The following is a 21,226-nucleotide window of genomic DNA, read 5'->3' as shown; positions in this document are numbered from 1 at the left end:
TCGCCGTCGTGGAGGCGCAGGCCGCCGAGCAGGATCAGCCGCAGCTGATTTGAGATTGAGATATTTCGATTTTTCGTCATGGCCGGGCTCGTCCCGGCCATCCATGTCTTAAGAACTGATACGCATGAGAGGCGTGGATCCCCGGAACAAGTCCGGGGATGACGTTGTGGATTGAACTCATTCCGCCTTTGCGGTGATCTTCAGCTTCTCCAGCAACAATTTCGGATCGGACGCGAGCATCACGTCCATCACACCGAAGCCGGACGGATTTTTCGGCTGGGCTTCGATGATGAGCTTGCCGGGCTTCTCGATGAAGCGGGAAATGGCCTGACCTAACGTCCGGGACTGTTCCGAATTGCCGACCATGCTCGACAGAACGAGCGGCGTAGCGCCCGAATACATTTTCTGCAGCGCCTCGGGCGTCGTGCCTTCTTCCTTCGCAACCTTGGCGAGATAGCGCTCGACCAATCCCCGATTCTCAACCACCACATTGGCCGACTTCGCCTTCGCGCCGATCAGAGCGGCTGAAGCGGTTGCTTCATCGGGGCTGAAGAGATCCGGGCTGACATTGCCGATGAGGCCTGTAAGGCGCACGCTTCCCATCTCTTTCCCATCCATCGAGAATTCCTTGATGGCGATCTCGTTGGCCGCCTCATTCCAGGTGGCAGCCATGACGAACGATCCATCGATGGATTTGTAGCCGAGTTCGTGAAGCTCCCGGGCGAGTTCGTCGTCGCTGTTGGCCGGCAATGACGTGGAGACGTTGCGCTGTTCGAAGCGGATATTCGTCGGAATGCCGTTCACCGGCTTGTCCGCCGTGACCTCCATGAGGCCCATGGTCACCCGAACGCGCTCGGTGGGCTTATCCTCCTCGGCTGGCGCATCGATATCCATGTCCGTGATGCGCAGCGTCCCCAGGGTCGGAATGAGGCTTCTCACATCGGCGCTGTCGAGTTCCTTCAGCGGCTTGTCTCCGAGAGCCTTCAGGCCGTTCAGCGTCGGCGTAACGGAAAACCCGGTGAGGCTGATCGAGCCGATCTTCAGGCTGGCATCCGTGCCCTTGAACTCGATGCCCTCCACGCGCGCTTCGGCGGGCTGCGAGCCGGTGGTGCCGGTATAAGCCGCACGGGCGATGGAACCGGTTCCCTTGTTCTCTTTCCCGTCGCCCTTGAAGGTGATGCCGGTGGCTTCGACGGCACCCGCATCGAACGCGCCGAGAAGATCCGCTGCAGTCAGCAGGATGCGGGTTTCCTCTTCAGGGGAGGTCTTTTCCTTCCCGGAAAGCTCCTTGATGAGAGCGAGGGTGCCGTTCCAGGAATCCTTCGTCGGACGAGCCATGAGGTCCCGGCCATTGATGCGCGCAATCTGGGCGCTGTAGTTCCCTCCGGCATCTGTCATGTCGATCTTCTCGATGGAAAAGGCGCCATGAATTCGGCTGAGGGGCGCGGAGGCATCCTTCGTCTCGAAGAGCGTCACGACAGTGGGAAGGTCGAGCTCGCTGACAATGGTCCGGCCATAGCTGACCAAGGTCGGGCCTTTTTCGCCGGTTTCCTCCATGGCTGTAGTCTCGACCACCGTCGAGCCCACCTTGCCTCGGACGATGTCGAACAGCGTGGCGTTTCGGTAGAGGATCGTCTGCGTTCCCTTGCCCAGCTTCTGCGTGACCTTGAGCTCAGGAATGATCACCCGCTTCGTGTCGATCCTCGCGAGCCGATCCGCAAGGGAGGCAGAGCCGGCGGAAAACAGGCTCTCGAGTTCCTGACGCGGGACTGAAGCACCGGTGAACTCGATCCGCTTCGCCTCATAGGTGAAGGTGCCCCAGGTGAAGCGGACATTCTCGAGCGCGAAGCTATCGGAGGATTGGGCGAATGCCGCGCTCCAGAGCGCGGTCTTCACGGCCCCGATGGCGACGTGCTGCGTGCCGTTGCCGAAGGCGAGATCGCGAAGGACCGTCGGCTCGAATTGCATGGCCGCCGTGCCGGCCATCAAGGCGAGCGCGCAGACGCCTGAACGGTGAAGAAAGCTCATCATATCCCCGCGAAGAAGAAGGCCTGAAGCTCTTAAGAGACTTCAGGCCGAAAACCTTTGCGGAAGGCTAGAGCATCGGACCCAAAAGTGGAATCCACTTTTGGGTCCGATGCTCCCTCTCTGACATGAGCGCATCGTTGGACGCGGAAAACCGGATCCGCTTTTCCGCACGATGCGCTGAAGCGAGGGGCTGAGTTTCACAAGGAGAACGACGTGCCGCAGCCGCACGAAGCGGTGGCGTGGGGGTTCTCGATCTTGAAGGACTGGCCGATCAGGTCGTCCACGAAGTCGATGACCGAGCCGTCCATGTACTGGATGGACACCTCGTCCACCACGACGGTCGCCCCATCCTTTTCGATCACGAGGTCGTCGTTCTGGCGCGTCCGGTCCACGTCGAAGGCGTATTGAAACCCGGAGCAACCGCCTCCGTTGACGCTGATTCTCAGCATCGAGCCCTCAGGTTCCGAGGCCATGATCTCGTTGATGCGGCGGGCGGCGCGTTCAGTCAGGGAAATTCTAGTCATGGGTCTTTCCGGTCCTCACAAGGACATAAGAGCATTTTCAGGCGAAGGAGATCCCGGTTCGCCGCCAGAAAACGCGCTGATTCAATAAATCCCAGGGTAATTTGCTTCTTACAAGGCAGCAAATTACCCTAACCTTGGACAAACTCTTGATCTGCATGATTTTATCAGGAAACCGGATGCCCCTTTCGTGAATCATGCTCTAAAGACCAAGGTAAGTGCGCCCTGACGAGGCTTCAACCCGAGGATGATCCGTGCGGCCCTTTGGCGAGAGATGGCGAGCCCCTTACGCCTGCGATCCGTGGGCGAGCCGCGGTCGGCTTTATCCTGAGGCGGTGTCGCCGACCCGCAGCGATTTCCAGCGCGACCGGGACCGGATCATCCATTCCTCGGCTTTCCGACGGCTCAAGCACAAGACGCAGGTCTTCGTCTATCACGAGGGAGACCATTTCCGAACGCGGCTCACCCACACCATCGAGGTGAGCCAGATCGCCCGCGCCTTGGCCCGCTCACTCGGCCTCGACGAGGATCTGGCGGAGGCCCTGGCGCTCTCCCACGACCTTGGTCACACGCCCTTCGGCCACACGGGCGAGGATACGCTCGACGAGTGCATGGCGCGGTGCGGCGGCTTCGACCACAATGCCCAGGCCTTGCGGGTCGTCACGCGCCTTGAGCGCCGCTATCCCGATTATGATGGCCTGAACCTCACCTGGGAGACCCTGGAAGGGCTGGTGAAGCACAACGGCCCGCTGCTCGATGCAGAGGGGCAGCCGACCCTGCGATATGCCGAGCACGGCGTGCCGCTCGCGATCATGGAATACAATGCCGTTCAGGATCTGGAGCTCGCCACCTTCGCCAGCGGCGAGGCCCAGGCCGCTGCGATTGCCGACGACATCGCCTATGACGCCCACGACATCGACGATGGCCTGAGGGCAGGGCTGTTCAAGATCGACGATCTGCGCGAGGTACCGTTCCTCAACGGGATTCTCGCTGAGATCGACAGCCGCTGGCCGAACCTCGAACTCTCCCGGCGCATCCACGAGCTGACCCGGCGGGTCATCACCCGCTTCGTGGAAAACGTGGTGGCGGAGGGCGACCGGCGGCTCGCGGCTCTGGCGCCTGAGAGCGCCGAGGATATCCGCAAGGCCGGAGAAACAGTGATCTGCTTCTCCAAGGAGATGCGCGAGGCCGATGCAGCCATCAAGCGCTTCCTCTATGCCCGCATGTATCGCCATCCCGAGGTGATGCGCGTCCGCGCCCAGGCCGATCAGGTGCTGCGAGACCTTTTCAACCGCTTCAAGGCCGAGCCGGAGCTGATGCCAGAGGAATGGCGGGCGGACCTTTCCAAGGACGACGAGCCGCGTCTTGCGCGCCGCGTGGCTGATTACATCGCGGGCATGACGGACCGTTATGCGATCCTTGAACACCGGCGCCTGTTTGACGTAACGCCGGACTTGCGTTAGGCGCGGCTCAGTCTTTCGAAAGTCTACCAAAGCGGCTCCTCAGGATGAGGGCTTGTGAAGCGTTGCGTCGGCTGTGACCGGGGCCTGTCGCCCATTGAGATGAAGTGCCATGAACATTTTCGGGTTGTTTGAGAAGCGGGTTGCCGATGCGCTTGGCCGTCTGGCCGGCGAAGGCAAAATTCCATCGGGGTTGGACGTGAGCCGCGTCGTGGTCGAGCCGCCGCGCGATCCCTCCCATGGCGACCTCGCCACCAACGCCGCCATGGTGCTGGCGAAGGAAGCGCGCATGAACCCGCGCGTTCTCGCCGAGCTGCTCGTGGCCGATCTCCGGAACGACCCGCGCGTCACGAAGGTGGATATCGCAGGCCCCGGCTTCATCAACATCCGCTTGGCACCTCAGGTGCTGCACGAGGTGCTGCGCGCCGCCGTGGTGGATACCGCAGGCTTTGGCCGCAGCGGGCAGGGAGTGGGTAAGGCCATCAACGTGGAATACGTCTCCGCCAATCCGACTGGCCCGATGCATGTGGGCCATTGCCGTGGCGCGGTGTTCGGCGATGCGCTCGCCGGACTTCTCGACTTCGCCGGCTACAAGGTGACCCGCGAGTATTACATCAACGATGCGGGCGCGCAGGTCGATGTGCTCGCCCGCTCCGCCTATCTCCGCTACAAGGAGGCCTTGGGCGACGATATCGGCGAGATCCCCGAAGGTCTCTATCCCGGGGACTACCTCAAGCCCGTCGGCGAGCGCCTTGCCGGGGAGCATGGCCAGAGCCTGATCGACAAGCCGGAATCCGAGTGGCTTCCGCTCGTGCGCGAGGCCGCCATCAACGCGATGATGGACATGATCCGCGATGACCTCGCGGTGCTCAACATCCATCACGACGTGTTCTTCTCCGAACGCTCCCTGCAGCTCGGCCCTGTCGATCAGGTGAAGGCCCTCATCACCGATCTGCGCGGCCGCGATCTCGTCTATATGGGCCGCCTGCCTCCACCCAAGGGGCAGAAGGACGAGGATTGGGAAGATCGCGAGCAACTTCTGTTCCGCGCCACCGCCTTCGGCGACGAAGTGGATCGTCCGCTGCTGAAGTCCGACGGCTCCTACACTTATTTCGCCTCCGACATCGCCTATCACCGCTCCAAGTACGAACGCGGCTTCGCCTCCATGATCGACGTGTGGGGGGCGGACCATGGCGGCTACGTGAAGCGCATGCAGGCGGCCGTGAAGGCCGTCACGGACAACAAGGGCGACCTTGATGTGAAGCTCTGCCAGCTCGTGAAGCTCCTGCGCGGGGGTGAGCCGGTGAAGATGTCCAAGCGCTCCGGCGACTTCGTGACCCTGCGCGACGTGGTGGACGAGGTGGGCCGCGATGCGGTGCGCTTCATGATGATCTTCCGCAAGAACGACGCGCCGCTCGACTTCGACCTCGCCAAGGTGGTCGAGCAGTCGAAGGACAACCCGGTCTTCTACGTGCAGTACGCCCATGCCCGCTGCGCCTCGATCTTCCGTCAGGCGGCGGAGGTTTATCCGGGCGAGGATTTCTCGGCCGCGCAGCTGGAGAAGGCCGACTTCACGATTCTCGGCGATGAGTCGGAGACGGATCTCATCCACCGCATCGCCCAGTTCCCCCGCACGGTGGAGGCCGCCGCTGAGGCGCACGAGCCGCACCGAGTCGCGTTCTACCTCTACGACGTCGCCAGCGCCTTCCATAGTTTATGGAATAAGGGCAAAGACTTGCCGCAATTACGCTTTGTTAATCTAACTGATAAAGATTCAACAAAAGCGAGGCTCGCTCTCGTGCATGCCCTCAAGGGTGTGCTCGCATCTGGCCTCGCGATCCTGGGCGTCACGGCACCCGATGAAATGCGCTAACATTTTCATAAGCGGCTCAACCGCTTAAGAGACGTTTGTGCCGGATGCTGTCACGTCGTGCCGGCGGAGCGTTTGGGCTCCTGTCGCGTAACTGGAGAACCGGCGCATGAGCGAATCAGTGAAGCCCCGTTTTGCCGTCGACCTCAACGAGATCGAGCGGCACCTTGCCCAGGCGGGCTCCCCTCAGGTCCAGCCCGCCCCACCGCGCAGCAACGATCCGCTGGCCGAATTGGCCCGGATCGTGGGCCAGGACGACCCTTTCCAGGCCATTCTGGCCAATGACGGTGCCACGCGTCCGCGCCAGCAGCCGTCTGCTATCGACGATCTTTTCGTGACCCGCGACACTGTGACGCCGGCTCCCCGTCCGGCTCAGGGACAGGCGCGCTCGACCGAGTTCGATCTCGGCCGCTATGCCCCTCAGGCCGAGGCTCCACGCAGCAACGGTCAGGCCTATACCTACCAGCAGCCCGCCCCGGCTCAGCAGCAGGCTTCCTACAACGAGGCCGCCTACGCAGATGAGTATTACGGCGACGGCGCGGACAGCTATGCCGGTAATGCTTACGCACAGCCCGAACGACTGGATTATCCGCCGGTCCGGAAGCCCCGGTCCCGAAAGGGCCTGATCGCCATCGGTGCGGTTGTCGGCGCCATCGTGATTGGTGGCGGGGGCGCGTATGTTTTCACCAGCTCTCCGACTGGCACGAGCGGTGAGCCGATCCTGGTCCAAGCGACCACCGATCCGGTGAAGGTGCAGCCGCAAAATCCCGGCGGGGTCGAGATCCCGAACCAGAACAAGCAGATCTACGAGCGCGCTCAGCAGACTGACACCAAGGTTGTGAACCGCGAGGAGCAGCCTGTCGATGTGAAGCAGGCCGTGCGCTCGACCGGCGGAGCCGTGGCGGATGCCACCGGTGCGACCGTTCCTGGTGCGCCGGCTCAAGCTCGCAGCGCACCCAACAGCCTGAACCTCGGCGAGCCGCGCAAAGTGCGGACCGTCACGATCCGCCCCGATGGTTCCGTGGTTGGAGCGCCGGAGCCTGCTCCGGCTGCTTCTCCGACCATGACCATGCCGGCCGCCGCGGCAGCACAGCCTGCAGCGGTTCAGACCGCTTCTGCTCAGCCGAGGCCTGCTGCGGCGACGCCTGTGGCGGCTCCTGCAACTCCGGCTCCGACGCCGAAGCCCGCGCCTGCAGCCGCGACGCCGGTGGCAGCAACGCCTGCCGCCACTCCTGCGCCGCAGAAGGTCGCCTCGGCCCAGCCGGTTCCGGTAGCGGCTCCTGCGGCGACGGCGGACACGACCACCACGGGCGGCTTTGCGGTCCAGCTGGGCTTGGCTAACTCGGAGGATGCGGCGGCTTCGGCCTTTGCCTCCTATCAGCGCAAGTATCCTGATTTGGCCGGCGCACCTTCCCTGATCCGCAAGGCCGAGGTGAATGGCAATACGATCTACCGCGTCCGGGTCGGACCCATGTCGCGGGAAGAGGCCTCCACTCTCTGCTCCAAGCTGCAGGGGCAGGGCGGCCAGTGCTTCGTAGCCAAGAACTAAGCTAGCTTGGCCGACAAGACTTCTTGACCCTTCTATCCAAGAGACTTAAGGCGCGGGCATGAAAACCCGCGCCTTTATTGCTGGCTGTTCCGGCCATGAACTCACCCCCGACGAGGTTGCCTTCTTCAAGGAGGCCGCTCCCTGGGGATTCATCCTGTTCCGCCGGAATATCGACAATCCTGAACAGGTGAGGGCGCTCTGCGCCGCCCTGCGGGAAACGGTCGGACGCGAGGATGCTCCCATCCTGATCGACCAGGAGGGCGGCCGGGTTCAGCGCATGGGCCCGCCGAACTGGCCGAAATATCCCCCCGGCGCCGCTTACGGCGCCCTGCACGCCAATGATCCTCTCGTCCAGCGGGAACTCGCCCGTTTGGGGGCGCGGCTGATTGCCCATGATCTGCGCGCGGTTGGCGTGACCGTCGATTGCCTGCCCGTGCTCGACGTGCCCTCGCCGGGCGCACATGACGTCATCGGCGACCGGGCCTATGGCAAGACGCCCGAGAAGGTGGCCGTCCTCGGCCGGGCCGCCGCCGAAGGGCTTCTGGCGGGCGGTGTCCTGCCGGTCGTAAAGCATATGCCGGGCCATGGTCGGGCAGGGGCCGACAGCCATCTGGCCCTGCCGGTGGTGGACGCTTCCCGCGAGGAACTCGAGTACCACGATTTCGCGCCCTTCCGCATGCTGACCGACATGCCCCTCGCGATGACGGCCCACGTCGTCTACACCGCGCTCGATCCGGAGCGGCCCGCGACGACATCCCCGATCGTCATGGAGGAGATCATCCGTGGCCATATCGGTTATGACGGCCTCGTCATGACCGACGACCTGTCCATGAAGGCCCTGTCAGGTTCCTTCCGGGAAAAGACCGAAGCTGCCTTTGCGGCTGGCTGCGACATGGCCCTTCATTGCAATGGCGATATGGAGGAGATGTCGGCCGTGGCCGAGGGAGCGCCCATCCTTGAAGGGATTTCCCTAAGGCGAGCCGAGGCTGCCTTGGCCCGCATCCGGCACGAGCCGGAGCCGCTCGATCCTGTGGATGCGCGCGCAAGACTCGACGCCGCGCTTGCGATGACGTCTTAAGCGTCCCAAGGTCGAACCCGCTTCAGTTGAGTATCGTCCATGGCCAAGCCCTTACCCTTTGAGGATGTCGAGCCTGCCGCCGAGCGCGCGGAAAGCGAGCCCGCGCTCCTCGTGGACGTGGACGGCTTTGAAGGCCCGCTCGACCTTCTGCTGGAGCTGGCCCGCCGCCAGAAGGTGGACCTGCACCGCATCTCGATCCTGGCTCTGGCCGAGCAATACATTGCCTTTATCGAAGAGGCGCGCCGCATGCGCCTGGAATTGGCGGCCGACTACCTCGTGATGGCGGCCTGGCTCGCTTATCTTAAATCCCGCCTCCTGCTGCCCGAGCCGCCGAAAGGCGAGGAGCCGAGCGCGGAGGATCTGGCGACGGCGCTGGCCCTGCGCCTGCGCCGCCTCGAAGCGATCCGTGAGGTCGCCAAGAAACTCGGCGAGCGCTCCCTGCTGGGCCGCGACGTGTTCGCCCGTGGCGCTCCCGAACCCGTGGTGATCAACCGGGATGCCCGCTACGAGGCGAGCCTCTATGATCTGCTGAAGGCCTATGCCCAGCAGCGCCAGGTGCAGTTCAACAGCAAGGTCTCGCTTCACAAGCGTACCGTCTGGTCACTGATCGATGCCCGCGATGCCCTGGAACGTCTCGTCGGTCACTTGAGCGACTGGGTGACGCTCGATACCTATCTGGTGGAATACATGGTCGAGCCATCCATGCGGCCGACCGTTCTGGCCTCCGCCCTGTCCGCGACCCTGGAAATGGTCCGCGAGGGCAAGCTCACTGTGAGGCAGGACGAAGCCTTCGCTCCGGTCTGGGTCAAACCCGTTGCCGACCCGGCCGAGACAGGAGCCCAATCATGATGGATGAAACAGCCGAAATCCAAGACGCCGAGGCTCCCGAGGAGAATTCCGTCGAGAGCCGCGTGCCCGATCATGGCGAAGCGATCCGCATTGCCGAGGCGCTGTTGTTCGCCTCTGCCGAGCCGCTGAGCGCGGAGGAACTGGCCGGCCGCCTGCCGGAGGGCGCGGATATCCGGAAAATTCTGGAGGATCTCCAGGAGGTTTATGGGCCTCGTGGCGTCAATCTCGTCCGCGTGGCCGGCAAGTGGGCCTTCCGGACGGCGAGCGATCTCGCCTTCGTGCTTGCCCGTGACGTGGTGGAGCAGCGCAAGCTCTCCCGCGCCGCCATGGAGACCCTGTCGATCATCGCCTATCACCAGCCGGTGACCCGCGCCGAAATCGAAGAGATCCGCGGTGTCGCCACCTCTAAGGGCACCCTCGATCTGCTGCTGGAGACCGGCTGGATTCGCCTGCGCGGTCGTCGCAAGGCGCCGGGTCGCCCCGTGACCTACGGCACCACGCCCGCCTTCCTCGACCATTTCGGCCTGGATGCCATCGAGGACCTGCCGGGCCTCGAGGAGCTCAAGGGTGCAGGCTTCATCGAAGGGCGCGTGCCTTCCGACATGTCGGTACCGGTGCCCTCCGATGCGGAGGCGCTGCGCGAGGATGAGGATCCCCTGGATCACGACGATCTCTTCCAAGAGCCACTTGAGATGCACCAGACCGAGACCGGCGAGACCAGCAAGGAATGAGCGACAAGCCAGCCGTGTCCGCCCGCGACCGTTTCCGGCTGCCCCGATGGGGGCAGCGCGGCACGGCTGGCGCGTCCATCCCGGCCCAGCTCTCCTTCGAAAGCATCGTTCAGACCTACAATTCCACCGAGGTCCTCAAAGGGGTGTCTGTCACCGTCGAGCCGGGTGAGCTCGTCTGCCTTCTCGGTCATTCGGGCTGCGGCAAGACCACGCTCCTGCGCATCGCAGCGGGCGTCGAGGCTCCCACATCCGGTCGGGTCCTGATGGATGGTCGCGAGGTCAGCGGGCCGAAGAGTTTCGTGGAGCCGGAGCGGCGCGGCATCGGCCTCATGTTTCAGGATTACGCCCTGTTCCCGCACATGACGATCCTGCAGAACGTGATGTTCGGCTTGAAGGATCTCTCGGCCTCGGAGGCCGATATCGCCGCCCGCCGCGCCCTGTCCCGCGTGGGCCTCGAGCATTACGCCAACGAGTTCCCTCATACGCTCTCCGGCGGGGAGCAGCAGCGTGTAGCGCTGGCACGTTCCATCGCACCGAGACCCGGCGTGCTGCTCATGGACGAGCCGTTCTCGAACCTCGACCGGCGCATGCGCGATGCGATCCGCGACGAGACCGTCGCAATCTTGAGAGAAACCCGCGCTACGACCATCGTGGTCACGCATGATCCGGAAGAGGCCATGCGGATCGCGGACCGGATCGTTCTGATGAGCGCCGGCACCATCGTCCAGCAGGGGCCTGCCGAGGAGATCTACCGGAAGCCGGTCAATCTCTTTGCAGCCCGGTTCTTCTGCGACTTCAGCGAGATCGAAGGCACCGTTAAAAAGGGGCAGGTGACCTGCCCGGTGGGCGTGTTCCCCGCCCCGCATCTGGAGGATGGCCCGGCCATCGTCTGCGTCCGGCCGCAAGGGGTGAGGCTTAAGCCTCAAGGCTTCTGCCTGCCGGGACGTGTGGTATCACGCCGCTTTCTCGGCGAGGTCGATCTGGTGCATATCGATGTCCCGGGACTCGATCGGCCGCTCCAGGCCCGCGTTCACGATCCCGTTGGCGTGAGGGAGGGACAGGATGTGGGCATTGAGGTTCATCCAAAGGATGTCCTTGTTTTCGCCGCTGCCGACGCATAGGTTGACGGCAAGTTCATATTCCACGTTCGCGCCCCTCGGGGCGCAGGAGGATTGCCATGGGTGGCGCTAGTATTTGGCACTGGATCGTTGTCGGTCTGATCGTTGTCCTTCTGTTCGGACGCGGCAAGATCTCCGATCTGATGGGTGATGTTGCCAAGGGCATCAAGGCCTTCAAGAAGGGCATGAGCGAGGACGATACCGCTAAGCCGGTGCAGCCTTCCGAGCCCGTGCGCACGATCGATCATCAGGCCGGCACGCAAACCAACGCCGCGACGACGGACCACAAGGTCGGTTGAGTTCTTGGGTAGCAGCCACCTTTCGTGGCTGCGGTGAGTAAAGGCAGGGTCGAGGCCACGCCATGTTGGACATGAGCTGGGGTGAGGTCATGGTGATCGGCGCCGTCGCGCTGATCGTGATTGGCCCAAAGGACCTGCCGCGCGCTCTGCGGACGGTTGGACAGGTCACGAGCAAGCTTCGCCGCATGGCGGCGGAGTTTCAGGGCCAGTTCAACGAGGCCATGCGCGAAGCCGAGCTGGACGAGGTCAAGAAGCAGCTTCAGGGCGTCAACGACTCCGTTTCTTCTCTCAACACGAATTTCAACCCCATCCAGACGATCCGGGATGAGCTGAAGGACGCTGTCGAGAAGCCCGAAGCGGTTGCGCCCGAGACACCTGCCGAGACACCTGCCGAGACACCTGCGCAGCAGCCCAGGGGTGACGCGTCGATCCAGGCGATCGTGGAAGGCCGCGCGCCTGCGCGGGACGCTCCGCTCCCGCAGATCGATCTGCCGCCCCCGCCCATGGACGATCCGGCTGAAACCATTGCCGAGTCCCTGCGCCGTGAGGCCGAGATCGAGGCCCGGAAAGCTGCCGCAGCCCAACCGGCTCCAGAACAAACGGACGCGAAAGCCTGATGACCACCGCCGTTGAAGAGGATGAGGTCGAGGCATCGCGCGCGCCTCTGATCGAGCACCTGACCGAGCTGCGCTCGCGCCTGATCAAGGCGATGGTGGCGTTCGTCGCCATGTTCTTCGTCTGCTTTGCCGGTGCGAAGTACATCTACAATGCGCTCGTGTGGCCCTATGTGCTGGCGGTCGGTTCGCCCGAGAAGGCGCATCTCGTCTACACGCACGGCCTCGAATATCTCTTCACGCAGATTCAGGTGGCGGCCTTCGGCGCGGGCTTCCTGGCTTTCCCCGTGATTGCGGTGCAGATCTACAAGTTCGTGGCGCCGGGGCTCTACAAGAACGAGCGGCGGGCCTTCCTGCCGTACCTCATTGCGACGCCTGTTCTCTTCGCCATCGGTGCGGGCTGCGTGTACTTCATCGCCATGCCGCTGCTCATGCGCTTCTCGGTCGGCATGCAGCAGCTCGCGACGGAGAGCGGGCCCGCCATCGAGTTCCTGCCGAAGGTCAGCGAGTACCTGTCGCTGATCATGACCCTGATCTTCGCCTTCGGCATCTGCTTCCAGCTGCCCGTGATCCTGACCCTGCTGGCCCGCGCCGGGATCATCGATTCGGAGTTTCTGAAGAGCAAGCGGCGCTACGCCATCGTGATCGTATTCGTGATTGCGGCGGTTCTGACACCCCCGGACGTGATCAGCCAGTTCGCCCTTGCGATCCCCACCTTGCTTCTTTACGAGGCGTCCATCTTCTCCGTCCGCATGGTGGAGAAGAGGCGTGCGGAAGCCGAGGCCGCGCGTGCGGCGGAAGGGTAAGGCTCTTAAAAGCCTCCTGGGCCGTTTAACCTTGGCGTGAACAACGGGGCGGTCTGTGCTAAGGGCAGGTCCGCGTCACCAACAGGCTAAAAGTCACTTCCATGCACGACATCCGTTCCATCCGCGAGAATCCCGCGGCTTTCGACAAAGGCCTCCGGAACCGGGGCATGGAGCCCTTGTCCGAGCGCCTGATCGTGCTCGACGATGCCCGCAAAGCTGCGGTCTCCGCCCTGCAGGCCGCCACCGAGCGCCGCAACGCCATGTCCAAGGAGATCGGCCAAGCGAAGGCGAAGAAGGACGAGGCGCGGGCGCAGGAACTGATGGCCGAGGTCACCCGTATCAAGGAGACGATGCCGGAGCTGGAGGAGGCCGAGCGCGCCGCCGACAAGGCTCTGTTCGAGGCTCTTGCCGCCATCCCGAACATTCCGAAAGAGGACGTCCCGGTCGGCTCCGACGAGCACGGCAACGTGGAGCGCCATCGCTTCGGCGCGCCACCGACGATCAACAACGCCAGGCAGCATTTCGAAATCGGCGAGGCCCTCGGCCTGATGGATTTCGAGACCGCCGCCAAGATGTCGGGTGCTCGTTTCGTGATCCTGAAAGGCCAGCTCGCCCGCCTCGAGCGTGCGCTCGGCCAGTTCATGATCGACCTGCACACCAGCGAGCACGGCTACACGGAAGTGAACCCGCCGCTGCTGGTGCGCGACGATGCCATGTTCGGCACGGCGCAGCTGCCGAAGTTCGAGGACGATCAGTTCTGGGCCTTCCCTGGCTCGTCGCTCGAGCAGGCGGTCGCCGCCGCTCTTGAAGGTCAGCCGCGTGACGCACTTCAAAAGATCATCAGGGACACCCGCTACGGCATGATCCCGACGGCGGAAGTCACGCTCACCAATCTCGTGCGCGAGCAGATCCTCTCGGAAGAGGAGCTGCCCCTGCGCTTTACCGCGCTCACGCCGAGCTTCCGCGCCGAGGCAGGCTCTGCCGGTCGCGACACGCGCGGCATGATCCGCCAGCACCAGTTCGTGAAATGCGAACTCGTCTCGGTCACGACGCCGGAGACTTCGGCCGACGAGCATGAGCGCATGCTCACCTGCGCCGAGAACGTGCTGAAGAAGCTGGAGCTGCCTTTCCGTACCATGACGCTCTGCACGGGCGACATGGGCTTCTCCTCGACCAAGACCTACGACATCGAGGTCTGGCTGCCGGGCCAGGGGATGTATCGCGAGATTTCGAGCTGCTCGGTCTGCTCGGACTTCCAGGCGCGCCGCATGAATGCCCGCTACCGCTCGGCCTCCGAGAAATCGCCGCGCTTCGTGCATACGCTCAACGGTTCGGGCCTTGCCGTCGGTCGCACGCTCGTCGCGGTTCTGGAGAACTACCAGAACGAGGACGGCAGCGTGACGATCCCGACAGCACTGCAGCCCTATATGGGCGGGCTCACCCGCATCGAGGCCTGAGGCTGACATGCGCATTCTCTGCACCAATGATGACGGCATTCATGCACCAGGCCTGAAGACCCTGGAGGCCATTGCCCGCAATCTTTCCGACGATGTGTGGGTGGTGGCACCCGAGACGGACCAGAGTGGCGTCGCGCATTCGCTCTCGCTCAACGATCCGTTGCGCCTGCGCGAAATTTCCGACCGGCATTTTGCCGTGAAGGGCACGCCGACGGATTGCGTGATCATGGGCGTGCGCGAGCTGATGCGCGAGCACAAGCCCGATCTCGTGCTCTCTGGCGTCAATCGCGGGCAGAATGCCGCCGAGGACGTGACCTATTCCGGCACGGTCGCGGGAGCCATCGAGGGCACACTTCTCGGCATTCCTTCCATCGCGCTCTCGCAGGCCTACGGGCCGGGCACGCGCAACGCCCCCCGCTGGCATTGCGCCGAGCACCACGGCCCGAAGATCATCCGCAAGATCATCGATGCAGGCATCGAGAAGGGCATTCTCGTCAATGTGAACTTTCCGGATTGCGAGCCGGAAGAGGTTCAGGGCACGGCGGTGGTCAATCAGGGGCAGCGCACGCAGGAGCTCCTGCGTCTCGATGCAAGGCTCGATGGACGCGGCAATCCTTATTACTGGATCGCCTTCGAGCGTCGCCCGTTCACGCCCGGCAACGGCACGGATCTCTGGGCGCTCGCCGACAAGCGCATCGCGGTCACTCCCTTGCGCATCGACATGACAGACGAGCCGACGCTCACGCGTTACGCGCAAGCCTTCGGGTAGAGACACGATGAGCCGAGAGCCCTTCTTCTCCGGAGCGGAAGCCCGCAGCAAGCAGGAGGCGATCGGCGTGGCATCCTTCGTCCTGTCGCTGCGCGCCAAGGGCATTCGCAACACGGCATTGCTGCGCGCCATGGAGCTCGTGCCACGCGACGTATTCGCGCCGCGCCGTTTTCGTGATCTCTCCCGAACCGATGTGGCTCTGCCGCTTCCCTGCGGCCAGACCATGACCGCGCCGGGCACGGTGGCCACGATGCTGCTGGCACTGGGTGTCGCGCCCGGGCAGCGCGTTCTCGAAATCGGCACAGGCACCGGCTATGTGACGGCGCTCCTGGCGCATCTCGGTGCTGAGGTAACGACGGTCGAACGTTTCAACACGCTGGCGGCGAGTGCAGCCCAGCATCTCAGGATCGTAGAAGCGGGCAGGGTGCGCATGGAAATCGGCGACGGTCTTGCCGTGCGGGTGCGCGAGCGGTTCGACCGGATCATGCTCAACGGCGCGCGGCCGGAAATCCCCCAAACGCTGACATCGCTTCTCGGTCCCGGCGGGCGTCTCGTCGGCGCGTTGACACAGGAAGGCGCGCCGCGCCTCGTACAGATCGACCGTTTGCCGGATGGGGAACTCACCCAGAGCTTGGGGGCGCCGTTGCGCATTTCCCCGCTCGTCACCGGCATTGCGGCGACACTCTGATCGAATCGAAAAATTTTCGCGGCACGGTTACGACATTGTTCATGTCGTCAACTCTTGCTTAACCTGAACAGGGTTTTAATGGCCCCATCGAGTTGCGTGCGGTTGGGGTAATTAAGTCATGCGTTTGCGTATGGGTTCTGGGCATTGGGTCGCGGCTTCGCGGATCGCTCTGGTGAGTTTGATCGGCAGTGCGGCGGCCGCCTGTAGTGGCGAGAGCATGCGGTTCTCGGAGAACCCGTTCTCCAATCCGTTTGCGAACAGCGAACGCGTCGCGCCCGGCACGCCTACGGCTTCTCAATCCACTCCGTCCTATGCGGCGGCTCCGATGCCGACCTCTCCCGTTCAGGCGCAGGCACTTCCCCCGGTGCAGGCTCAGCCGCTGTCTCAGCCCTCGCGCATGGCATCGGCCCCCATCGCCACTCCGGTCCAGCAGCCCCGTCCCGTCGCGATGACTCCCGCTCCGGTCCAGCCGAAGATGCGCCTCGTCGATCAGACCAAGGTTGCCGTCAACGAGCAGCCCGTTCCGGCTTCTGCCGCCAAGCGCGTCCGTCCGGGCATGTCCACGCCGATGCAGACTCAAGCTCAGACTCCGGTTGCCGCTCCGGCTCCCATCAAGCAGGCTCCCGTGCAGCAGGTCGCCTCGGCCACGAATGAGCCGCTCGTGTCGCCTGCACGTCCCGTCGAGTCTCAGAAGGTTGCGGCCATCGAGCCTCAGCCTCTGAAGCCCGCTCCGATTGCCACGCAGCCAGTGCCTCCGGCTCCCGCTCCCACGCCGGCTCCGCAGCCGGAAGCCGCGAAGGCTCCGGTGGCTGAGCCCGAGCAGACGGCAAGCCTGTCAGCCAGCAACTTCCGCTGGCCGGCCCGCGGTCGTGTCATCGCAGGCTTCGGCGCCAATGGCGGCAACGAGGGCATCAACATCGCCGTTCCCGAGGGTACGCCGGTGAAGGCTGCCGAGGCCGGCACCGTGACCTATGCGGGCAGCGAGGTGAAGGGCTACGGCAACCTCGTCCTAGTCCGCCACGACAACGGCTACGTCTCGGCATACGCTCACAATGGCTCGCTCAGCGTGAAGCGTGGCGAGCAGGTGAAGCGCGGTCAGGTGATCGCCACCTCCGGCCAGACCGGCAACGTAACCTCGCCGCAGCTCCACTTCGAGATCCGCAAGGGCGCGACCCCGGTCGACCCGATGAAGCATCTCGCCGACTAAGTCCAATCATAGGTTTAGATTGGCTTTCGAGACCCGAGGCTGATCAAGCGAGGGGACGGTGGAGCTCAGCCACCGTCCCTTTGGCGTTTGTATCGTTCAGATCGCTTTGCCGAGGCGGCCCGCCAGATCCTGGATGAACTGCCAGGCCGTGCGGCCGGAGCGGGCGCCGCGGGTGGTGGCCCATTCCAGCGCTTCGGCGCGGATGGCATCACGGTCGGCATCGAGTCCGAGATGGTCCACATATCCGAAGACCATATCGAGATATTCGTCCTGGCTGCACTTGTGGAAGCCGAGCCACAGGCCGAAGCGATCGGACAGCGACACCTTCTCCTCCACGGCCTCGCCAGGATTGATGGCGGTCGAACGCTCGTTTTCCATCATGTCGCGGGGAAGCAGGTGGCGGCGGTTCGACGTGGCGTAGAAGATCACGTTGTCCGGTCGGCCCTCGATGCCGCCTTCCAGCACAGCCTTGAGAGATTTGTAGGAGGTGTCGTCCGCATCGAAGGAAAGGTCGTCGCAGAAGACGATGAAGCGGTGCGGGTCGGAGCGCAAAAGGCCCATGAGATCGGGCAGGGTCTCGATATCCTCGCGGTGGATCTCGATGAGCTTGAGGGCGCGGGCGTCTGCCGCCTTCGTGGCGTTGATCTCCGCGTGGACCGCCTTCACCAGGGAGGACTTGCCCATGCCCCGTGCGCCCCAGAGCAGGGCGTTGTTGGCGGGCAGGCCCCTGGCGAAGCGCGCGGTGTTCTCGGCGAGCTGATCCCGCACCCGGTCGATACCTCTCAGCAGGGTCATCTCGACCCGGTTCACCTTCGGCACGGGCGAGAGCCGGCGTGCCGCCGCATGCCACACGAAAGCGTCCGCTGCCGCGAAATCAGCCTGGGGAGTGCCTGCAGGGGCTATCCGCTCGAGAGCGTCGGCAATGCGCTTCAGGAGAGCCATGGATTCGGGGGAGGTGAGATCTGCAGACATGGGCCTCTGACATCAAGAAACGGTGAGGAAGCCGTGCTTAGCGCAAAAACCGGCCCTCGGTCCATGGAAGAGGGGCTGGAAAGCCCGCACGAGGCTTGGGAAAGGCCTCCAACTTCATTGATTTCGTGGAGTCGATCGGTATAGTCCGCCCACTTTCAATCCTGTCTGGCGCGGGTGGGCCCTAGAGAAGTGCCCGCCTCGCGCCTTTATCCATGGAGAGCCGCTTGTTCATTTCACCTGCCTTCGCACAAGGGGCCCCCGCTGGCGGGGGCGGAATGGATGCCATCATCCAATTCGTCCCGTTCATCCTGATTTTCGTGATCATGTGGTTCCTGATCATCCGTCCGCAGCAGCGCCGGGTGAAGGCTCACCAGGAGATGATCAAGAACGTGCGCCGCGGCGACACCGTCGTCACATCCGGCGGCATCATCGGCAAGGTGACGAAGGTGCTCGAGGATTCTGCTGACGTCGAGGTCGAGATCGCCGACAACGTGAAGGTGAAGGTGGCTCGCGCCATGATCTCCGAGGTCCGCTCCAAGAGCGAGCCGGTGAAGGCGTAAAATCATAAACCGGTCCTCGGGCTTGAACCCTTGAGGGCCGGTTCGCCGCACCACGTGTCGGCAAAAGCGTTTGAGAAAGGTTGAGCTGACGATGCTGCGCTTCTCGAAGTCGAAGATCTTCGCCACCCTGGCGATCATCATCATCGGTCTGCTGCTGGCGGTTCCGAGCATGATGTCCCCTGAGCAGCGCAAGGCATATCTGAGCGCCGTGCCGAGCTGGGTTCCATCATGGCTCGTGCCTTCGCGCGCCATCGTTCTCGGCCTCGACCTGCAGGGAGGTTCCCACGTTCTCCTCCAGGTGGATGAGGGGGATCTCATGCGCACCCAGATCAACCTCCTGCGCGACGACGTGCGCCGCATCCTGCGCGACACACGCGTTGTGTCTCAGAACGGCATTCAGACCGTTCCGCGCGGCGTGCAGATCCGCGTGCCCAACCCGGCAGACCGCGAGCGCCTGATGCCGCGCCTGCGCGAGCTGGCCCAGCCGGTCGGCAATGCCATGCTCGGCCAGAGCGGCAATGCCGCTGTGGCCATCAACGACGCGCCAGACGGCACGATCGCGCTGACCTATACGGAAGCCGGCATCAACGAAAAGGTTCGCCGCGCCGTCGATCAGTCCATCGAAGTCGTCCGCCGCCGCGTCGACTTCGGCGGCACCACTGAACCGAGCATTCAGCGCCAGGGTGCGGATCGCGTCCTCGTCCAGGTTCCCGGCCTCCAGGATCCGCAGAAGCTGAAAGAGCTTCTGGGTGAAACCGGCAACCTGGAGTTCCGCCTGCTGGCTCAGGCCGGTGCGACGGATGTGGACATGCTCCCCATGCGCGATGCGGGCGGCCAGCGCGTTCCCGTCGAACGCCGCGTGATCGCGGAAGGCGGCGACCTCACCGATGCTCAGGCCGCGTTCGATCCGCAGACCAACCAGCCTATCGTGAACTTCCGCTTCAACATCCGCGGCGCGCAGCGCTTCGGACAGGCGACGACCGAGAATCTCGGCCGTCAGCTCGCCATCGTTCTCGACAACGAGGTGGTCTCCGCCCCCACGATCCAGTCGCCGATCACCGGGGGCTCGGGCCAGATCTCGGGCAGCTTCACCATCGAGCAGGTGAACAACTTGGCGATCATGCTGCGCTCCGGCGCGCTGCCGGCCAAGCTGACCATCGTGGAGGAGCGCACCGTCGGCCCCGGCCTCGGACGCGACTCCATCGAGGCCGGCAAGTTGGCCACATACGTGGCCGGCATCTTCGTCATCATGTTCATGTTCGCGACCTATGGCATCTTCGGCCTCATCGCGAACATCGCGCTGCTCGTGCACGTGGGCCTGATCTTCGGTCTCATGTCGGTGCTCGAAGCCACGCTCACCCTGCCGGGTATCGCGGGCATCGTGCTCACCATCGGCACGGCGGTGGACTCCAACGTGCTGATCTACGAGCGCATCCGCGAAGAGGTTCACGCAGGACGTTCCATCGTGTCCGGCATCCAGGCCGGCTTCGACCGGGCGTTCGCGACCATTGTGGACTCGAACAGCACCATGGCCATTGCGGCCGTGATCCTGTTCTTCCTCGGCTCCGGTCCCGTGCGCGGCTTCGCGGTCGTGTTCATTCTCGGCATCCTCACGACGGTGATCACCGCCGTCACCCTGACGCGCATGATGATCGCGCTCTGGTATCAGTGGATGCGTCCCAAAGTTCTTCCGTTCTAAGGAGTGAGTATCGTGCGCCTCGTTCGCCTCTGGCCCGAAAACTCCCACTTCGACTTCATGCGCTTCAGGCGCTTCTCGTTCCCGCTGTCGGCGCTGATCTCGGTGGCGACGGCGATCGTGCTCATGACCGTCGGCCTCAACTTCGGCATCGACTTCAAGGGCGGCACGCTCATGGAGATCCAGGCCAGGTCCGGCCAGGCCAATGTCGCCCAGATCCGTCAGACCGCCGAGGGCTTCGGCTTCGGCGACGTGGAGGTGCAGGAATTCGGCACGGCCGGCGAGGTCTCGCTGCGCTTTCCGATCCAGCCGGGCGGCGAGGCCGCGCAGACGGCTGTGGTGCAGAAGGCGCGCGACACGTTCAGCAACGAGTACGACTTTCGCCGCGTCGAGACGGTGGGCCCCCGCGTGTCGGGCGAGCTCGTTCAGTCCGGCACCATCGGCGTCGTGCTCTCGGTGCTCGCGGTTCTGTTCTATCTCTGGTTCCGCTTCGAGCGTGAGCTGGCAGTGGCGTCGATCATCGGTACGCTCCACGACATCGTGCTCACCATCGGCTTCTTCGTGATCACCCGTCACGAGTTCAACATGACCTCGATTGCGGCGATCCTCACCATCGTGGGCTATTCGCTCAACGAAACCGTGGTGGTGTTCGACCGTACGCGCGAACTCATGCGCCGCTACAAGGCCATGCCGGCGGAAGAACTGTTGAACCTGTCGATCAATCACACCATGTCGCGTACGATCATGACGGCGGCAACCACGGCGCTCTCGCTCTTGGCCCTCGTGCTCTTCGGCGGGCAGGCGATCCAGGGTTTCGCCCAGGTCATGCTCTATGGCGTGGTGATCTGCACCTACTCGGCGATCTGCATCTCCTCGCCCATGCTGATCTATATCGGCCTGCGTGGATCCGAGGCCGTGAAGGTGCCGGAGGGCAAGGCCGCAGCCGCGGAGTAA

General features: G+C 63.8%; 20 protein-coding genes. 17 read left to right on the top strand and 3 right to left on the bottom strand.

The annotated features are described in order from the left end of the window. Positions 1 to 177 precede the first annotated feature (177 nt). Both AA309_RS24260 and erpA read right to left on the bottom strand, forming a co-directional pair. Positions 178 to 2,031, bottom strand: coding sequence for a hypothetical protein (locus AA309_RS24260; RefSeq protein ID WP_047191605.1), 1,854 nt, complete (start codon positions 2,029 to 2,031; stop codon positions 178 to 180). 194 nt (positions 2,032 to 2,225) lie between these two features. Next, positions 2,226 to 2,552 carry an iron-sulfur cluster insertion protein ErpA gene (erpA, locus tag AA309_RS24255; RefSeq protein WP_047191604.1) on the bottom strand — a complete coding sequence of 109 codons (327 nt, stop codon included), beginning with the start codon at positions 2,550 to 2,552 and terminating at the stop codon, positions 2,226 to 2,228. A gap of 251 nt (positions 2,553 to 2,803) precedes the next feature. Here erpA and AA309_RS24250 point away from each other — a divergent pair, with 251 nt between their 5' ends. From AA309_RS24250 to AA309_RS24185, 14 genes are all read left to right on the top strand, one after another. Further along, complete coding sequence (locus tag AA309_RS24250) at positions 2,804 to 4,012, top strand: deoxyguanosinetriphosphate triphosphohydrolase (RefSeq protein ID WP_047191603.1); 1,209 nt, start codon at positions 2,804 to 2,806, stop codon at positions 4,010 to 4,012. 109 nt (positions 4,013 to 4,121) lie between these two features. After that, on the top strand, positions 4,122 to 5,882 hold the full coding sequence (gene argS, locus AA309_RS24245) for an arginine--tRNA ligase (protein WP_047191602.1): 1,761 nt from the start codon (positions 4,122 to 4,124) through the stop codon (positions 5,880 to 5,882). Positions 5,883 to 5,988: 106 nt separating this feature from the next. Next, positions 5,989 to 7,428, top strand: coding sequence for an SPOR domain-containing protein (locus AA309_RS24240; RefSeq protein WP_047191601.1), 1,440 nt, complete (start codon positions 5,989 to 5,991; stop codon positions 7,426 to 7,428). 58 nt (positions 7,429 to 7,486) lie between these two features. After that, positions 7,487 to 8,506, top strand: coding sequence for a beta-N-acetylhexosaminidase (gene nagZ, locus AA309_RS24235; RefSeq protein ID WP_047191600.1), 1,020 nt, complete (start codon positions 7,487 to 7,489; stop codon positions 8,504 to 8,506). A 39-nt stretch (positions 8,507 to 8,545) separates the two neighbouring features. Further along, the gene (locus AA309_RS24230; protein WP_047191599.1) at positions 8,546 to 9,355 is read left to right on the top strand and encodes a segregation and condensation protein A; all 810 of its coding nucleotides are present in this window, start codon (positions 8,546 to 8,548) and stop codon (positions 9,353 to 9,355) included. Further along, complete coding sequence (gene scpB / locus AA309_RS24225) at positions 9,355 to 10,086, top strand: SMC-Scp complex subunit ScpB (RefSeq protein ID WP_047191612.1); 732 nt, start codon at positions 9,355 to 9,357, stop codon at positions 10,084 to 10,086. Before AA309_RS24230 ends, scpB begins: the two co-directional genes overlap by 1 nt. Continuing rightward, positions 10,083 to 11,207: an ABC transporter ATP-binding protein gene (locus tag AA309_RS24220; protein ID WP_084731589.1), complete on the top strand. Its 1,125-nt coding sequence runs from the start codon at positions 10,083 to 10,085 to the stop codon at positions 11,205 to 11,207. Before scpB ends, AA309_RS24220 begins: the two co-directional genes overlap by 4 nt. 56 nt (positions 11,208 to 11,263) lie before the next feature. Next, the gene (locus AA309_RS24215) at positions 11,264 to 11,503 is read left to right on the top strand and encodes a twin-arginine translocase TatA/TatE family subunit (RefSeq protein WP_047191598.1); all 240 of its coding nucleotides are present in this window, start codon (positions 11,264 to 11,266) and stop codon (positions 11,501 to 11,503) included. A gap of 62 nt (positions 11,504 to 11,565) precedes the next feature. Next, positions 11,566 to 12,120 carry a Sec-independent protein translocase protein TatB gene (gene tatB, locus AA309_RS24210; protein WP_047191597.1) on the top strand — a complete coding sequence of 185 codons (555 nt, stop codon included), beginning with the start codon at positions 11,566 to 11,568 and terminating at the stop codon, positions 12,118 to 12,120. Then, complete coding sequence (gene tatC / locus AA309_RS24205; RefSeq protein WP_047191596.1) at positions 12,120 to 12,923, top strand: twin-arginine translocase subunit TatC; 804 nt, start codon at positions 12,120 to 12,122, stop codon at positions 12,921 to 12,923. The genes tatB and tatC overlap by 1 nt, the downstream gene beginning before the upstream one ends. A gap of 101 nt (positions 12,924 to 13,024) precedes the next feature. Further along, positions 13,025 to 14,380, top strand: coding sequence for a serine--tRNA ligase (gene serS / locus AA309_RS24200; protein ID WP_047191595.1), 1,356 nt, complete (start codon positions 13,025 to 13,027; stop codon positions 14,378 to 14,380). A 7-nt stretch (positions 14,381 to 14,387) separates the two neighbouring features. Next, positions 14,388 to 15,149: a 5'/3'-nucleotidase SurE gene (surE, locus tag AA309_RS24195; RefSeq protein ID WP_047191594.1), complete on the top strand. Its 762-nt coding sequence runs from the start codon at positions 14,388 to 14,390 to the stop codon at positions 15,147 to 15,149. A 7-nt stretch (positions 15,150 to 15,156) separates the two neighbouring features. Next, positions 15,157 to 15,837, top strand: a complete 681-nt coding sequence (locus tag AA309_RS24190; RefSeq protein ID WP_047191593.1) for a protein-L-isoaspartate O-methyltransferase family protein — start codon at positions 15,157 to 15,159, stop codon at positions 15,835 to 15,837. Between the two features lie 172 nt (positions 15,838 to 16,009). After that, positions 16,010 to 17,044: a M23 family metallopeptidase gene (locus tag AA309_RS24185; protein ID WP_244470475.1), complete on the top strand. Its 1,035-nt coding sequence runs from the start codon at positions 16,010 to 16,012 to the stop codon at positions 17,042 to 17,044. Between the two features lie 96 nt (positions 17,045 to 17,140). Here AA309_RS24185 and AA309_RS24180 read toward each other — a convergent pair whose 3' ends face one another. Further along, positions 17,141 to 18,016: an ATP-binding protein gene (locus AA309_RS24180; RefSeq protein WP_047191591.1), complete on the bottom strand. Its 876-nt coding sequence runs from the start codon at positions 18,014 to 18,016 to the stop codon at positions 17,141 to 17,143. A gap of 224 nt (positions 18,017 to 18,240) precedes the next feature. Here AA309_RS24180 and yajC point away from each other — a divergent pair, with 224 nt between their 5' ends. The 3 genes from yajC to secF all read left to right on the top strand — a co-directional run bounded on the left by yajC (position 18,241) and on the right by secF (position 21,226). Continuing rightward, complete coding sequence (gene yajC, locus AA309_RS24175) at positions 18,241 to 18,576, top strand: preprotein translocase subunit YajC (protein WP_244470474.1); 336 nt, start codon at positions 18,241 to 18,243, stop codon at positions 18,574 to 18,576. Positions 18,577 to 18,667: 91 nt separating this feature from the next. Then, positions 18,668 to 20,275 carry a protein translocase subunit SecD gene (gene secD / locus AA309_RS24170; protein WP_047191589.1) on the top strand — a complete coding sequence of 536 codons (1,608 nt, stop codon included), beginning with the start codon at positions 18,668 to 18,670 and terminating at the stop codon, positions 20,273 to 20,275. Positions 20,276 to 20,287: 12 nt separating this feature from the next. Beyond that, positions 20,288 to 21,226, top strand: a complete 939-nt coding sequence (secF, locus tag AA309_RS24165) for a protein translocase subunit SecF (RefSeq protein WP_047191588.1) — start codon at positions 20,288 to 20,290, stop codon at positions 21,224 to 21,226.

It is taken from the genome of Microvirga vignae (assembly GCF_001017175.1).
Taxonomy (GTDB): domain Bacteria; phylum Pseudomonadota; class Alphaproteobacteria; order Rhizobiales; family Beijerinckiaceae; genus Microvirga; species Microvirga vignae.
This window is presented reverse-complemented; position numbering and strand designations above follow the sequence as displayed.

What these genes read in the sequence shown, in the direction of transcription:
- tatB (WP_047191597.1), top strand. Translation starts at nt 11,566, where the DNA reads ATGTTGGACATGAGCTGGGGTGAGGTCATGGTGATCGGCGCCGTCGCG.
- argS (WP_047191602.1), top strand. Translation starts at nt 4,122, where the DNA reads ATGAACATTTTCGGGTTGTTTGAGAAGCGGGTTGCCGATGCGCTTGGC.
- scpB (WP_047191612.1), top strand. Translation starts at nt 9,355, where the DNA reads ATGGATGAAACAGCCGAAATCCAAGACGCCGAGGCTCCCGAGGAGAAT.
- erpA (WP_047191604.1), bottom strand. Translation starts at nt 2,552, where the DNA reads ATGACTAGAATTTCCCTGACTGAACGCGCCGCCCGCCGCATCAACGAG.
- AA309_RS24260 (WP_047191605.1), bottom strand. Translation starts at nt 2,031, where the DNA reads ATGATGAGCTTTCTTCACCGTTCAGGCGTCTGCGCGCTCGCCTTGATG.
- tatC (WP_047191596.1), top strand. Translation starts at nt 12,120, where the DNA reads ATGACCACCGCCGTTGAAGAGGATGAGGTCGAGGCATCGCGCGCGCCT.
- AA309_RS24240 (WP_047191601.1), top strand. Translation starts at nt 5,989, where the DNA reads ATGAGCGAATCAGTGAAGCCCCGTTTTGCCGTCGACCTCAACGAGATC.
- AA309_RS24190 (WP_047191593.1), top strand. Translation starts at nt 15,157, where the DNA reads ATGAGCCGAGAGCCCTTCTTCTCCGGAGCGGAAGCCCGCAGCAAGCAG.
- nagZ (WP_047191600.1), top strand. Translation starts at nt 7,487, where the DNA reads ATGAAAACCCGCGCCTTTATTGCTGGCTGTTCCGGCCATGAACTCACC.
- surE (WP_047191594.1), top strand. Translation starts at nt 14,388, where the DNA reads ATGCGCATTCTCTGCACCAATGATGACGGCATTCATGCACCAGGCCTG.
- AA309_RS24215 (WP_047191598.1), top strand. Translation starts at nt 11,264, where the DNA reads ATGGGTGGCGCTAGTATTTGGCACTGGATCGTTGTCGGTCTGATCGTT.
- AA309_RS24180 (WP_047191591.1), bottom strand. Translation starts at nt 18,016, where the DNA reads ATGTCTGCAGATCTCACCTCCCCCGAATCCATGGCTCTCCTGAAGCGC.
- serS (WP_047191595.1), top strand. Translation starts at nt 13,025, where the DNA reads ATGCACGACATCCGTTCCATCCGCGAGAATCCCGCGGCTTTCGACAAA.
- AA309_RS24230 (WP_047191599.1), top strand. Translation starts at nt 8,546, where the DNA reads ATGGCCAAGCCCTTACCCTTTGAGGATGTCGAGCCTGCCGCCGAGCGC.
- secD (WP_047191589.1), top strand. Translation starts at nt 18,668, where the DNA reads ATGCTGCGCTTCTCGAAGTCGAAGATCTTCGCCACCCTGGCGATCATC.
- AA309_RS24220 (WP_084731589.1), top strand. Translation starts at nt 10,083, where the DNA reads ATGAGCGACAAGCCAGCCGTGTCCGCCCGCGACCGTTTCCGGCTGCCC.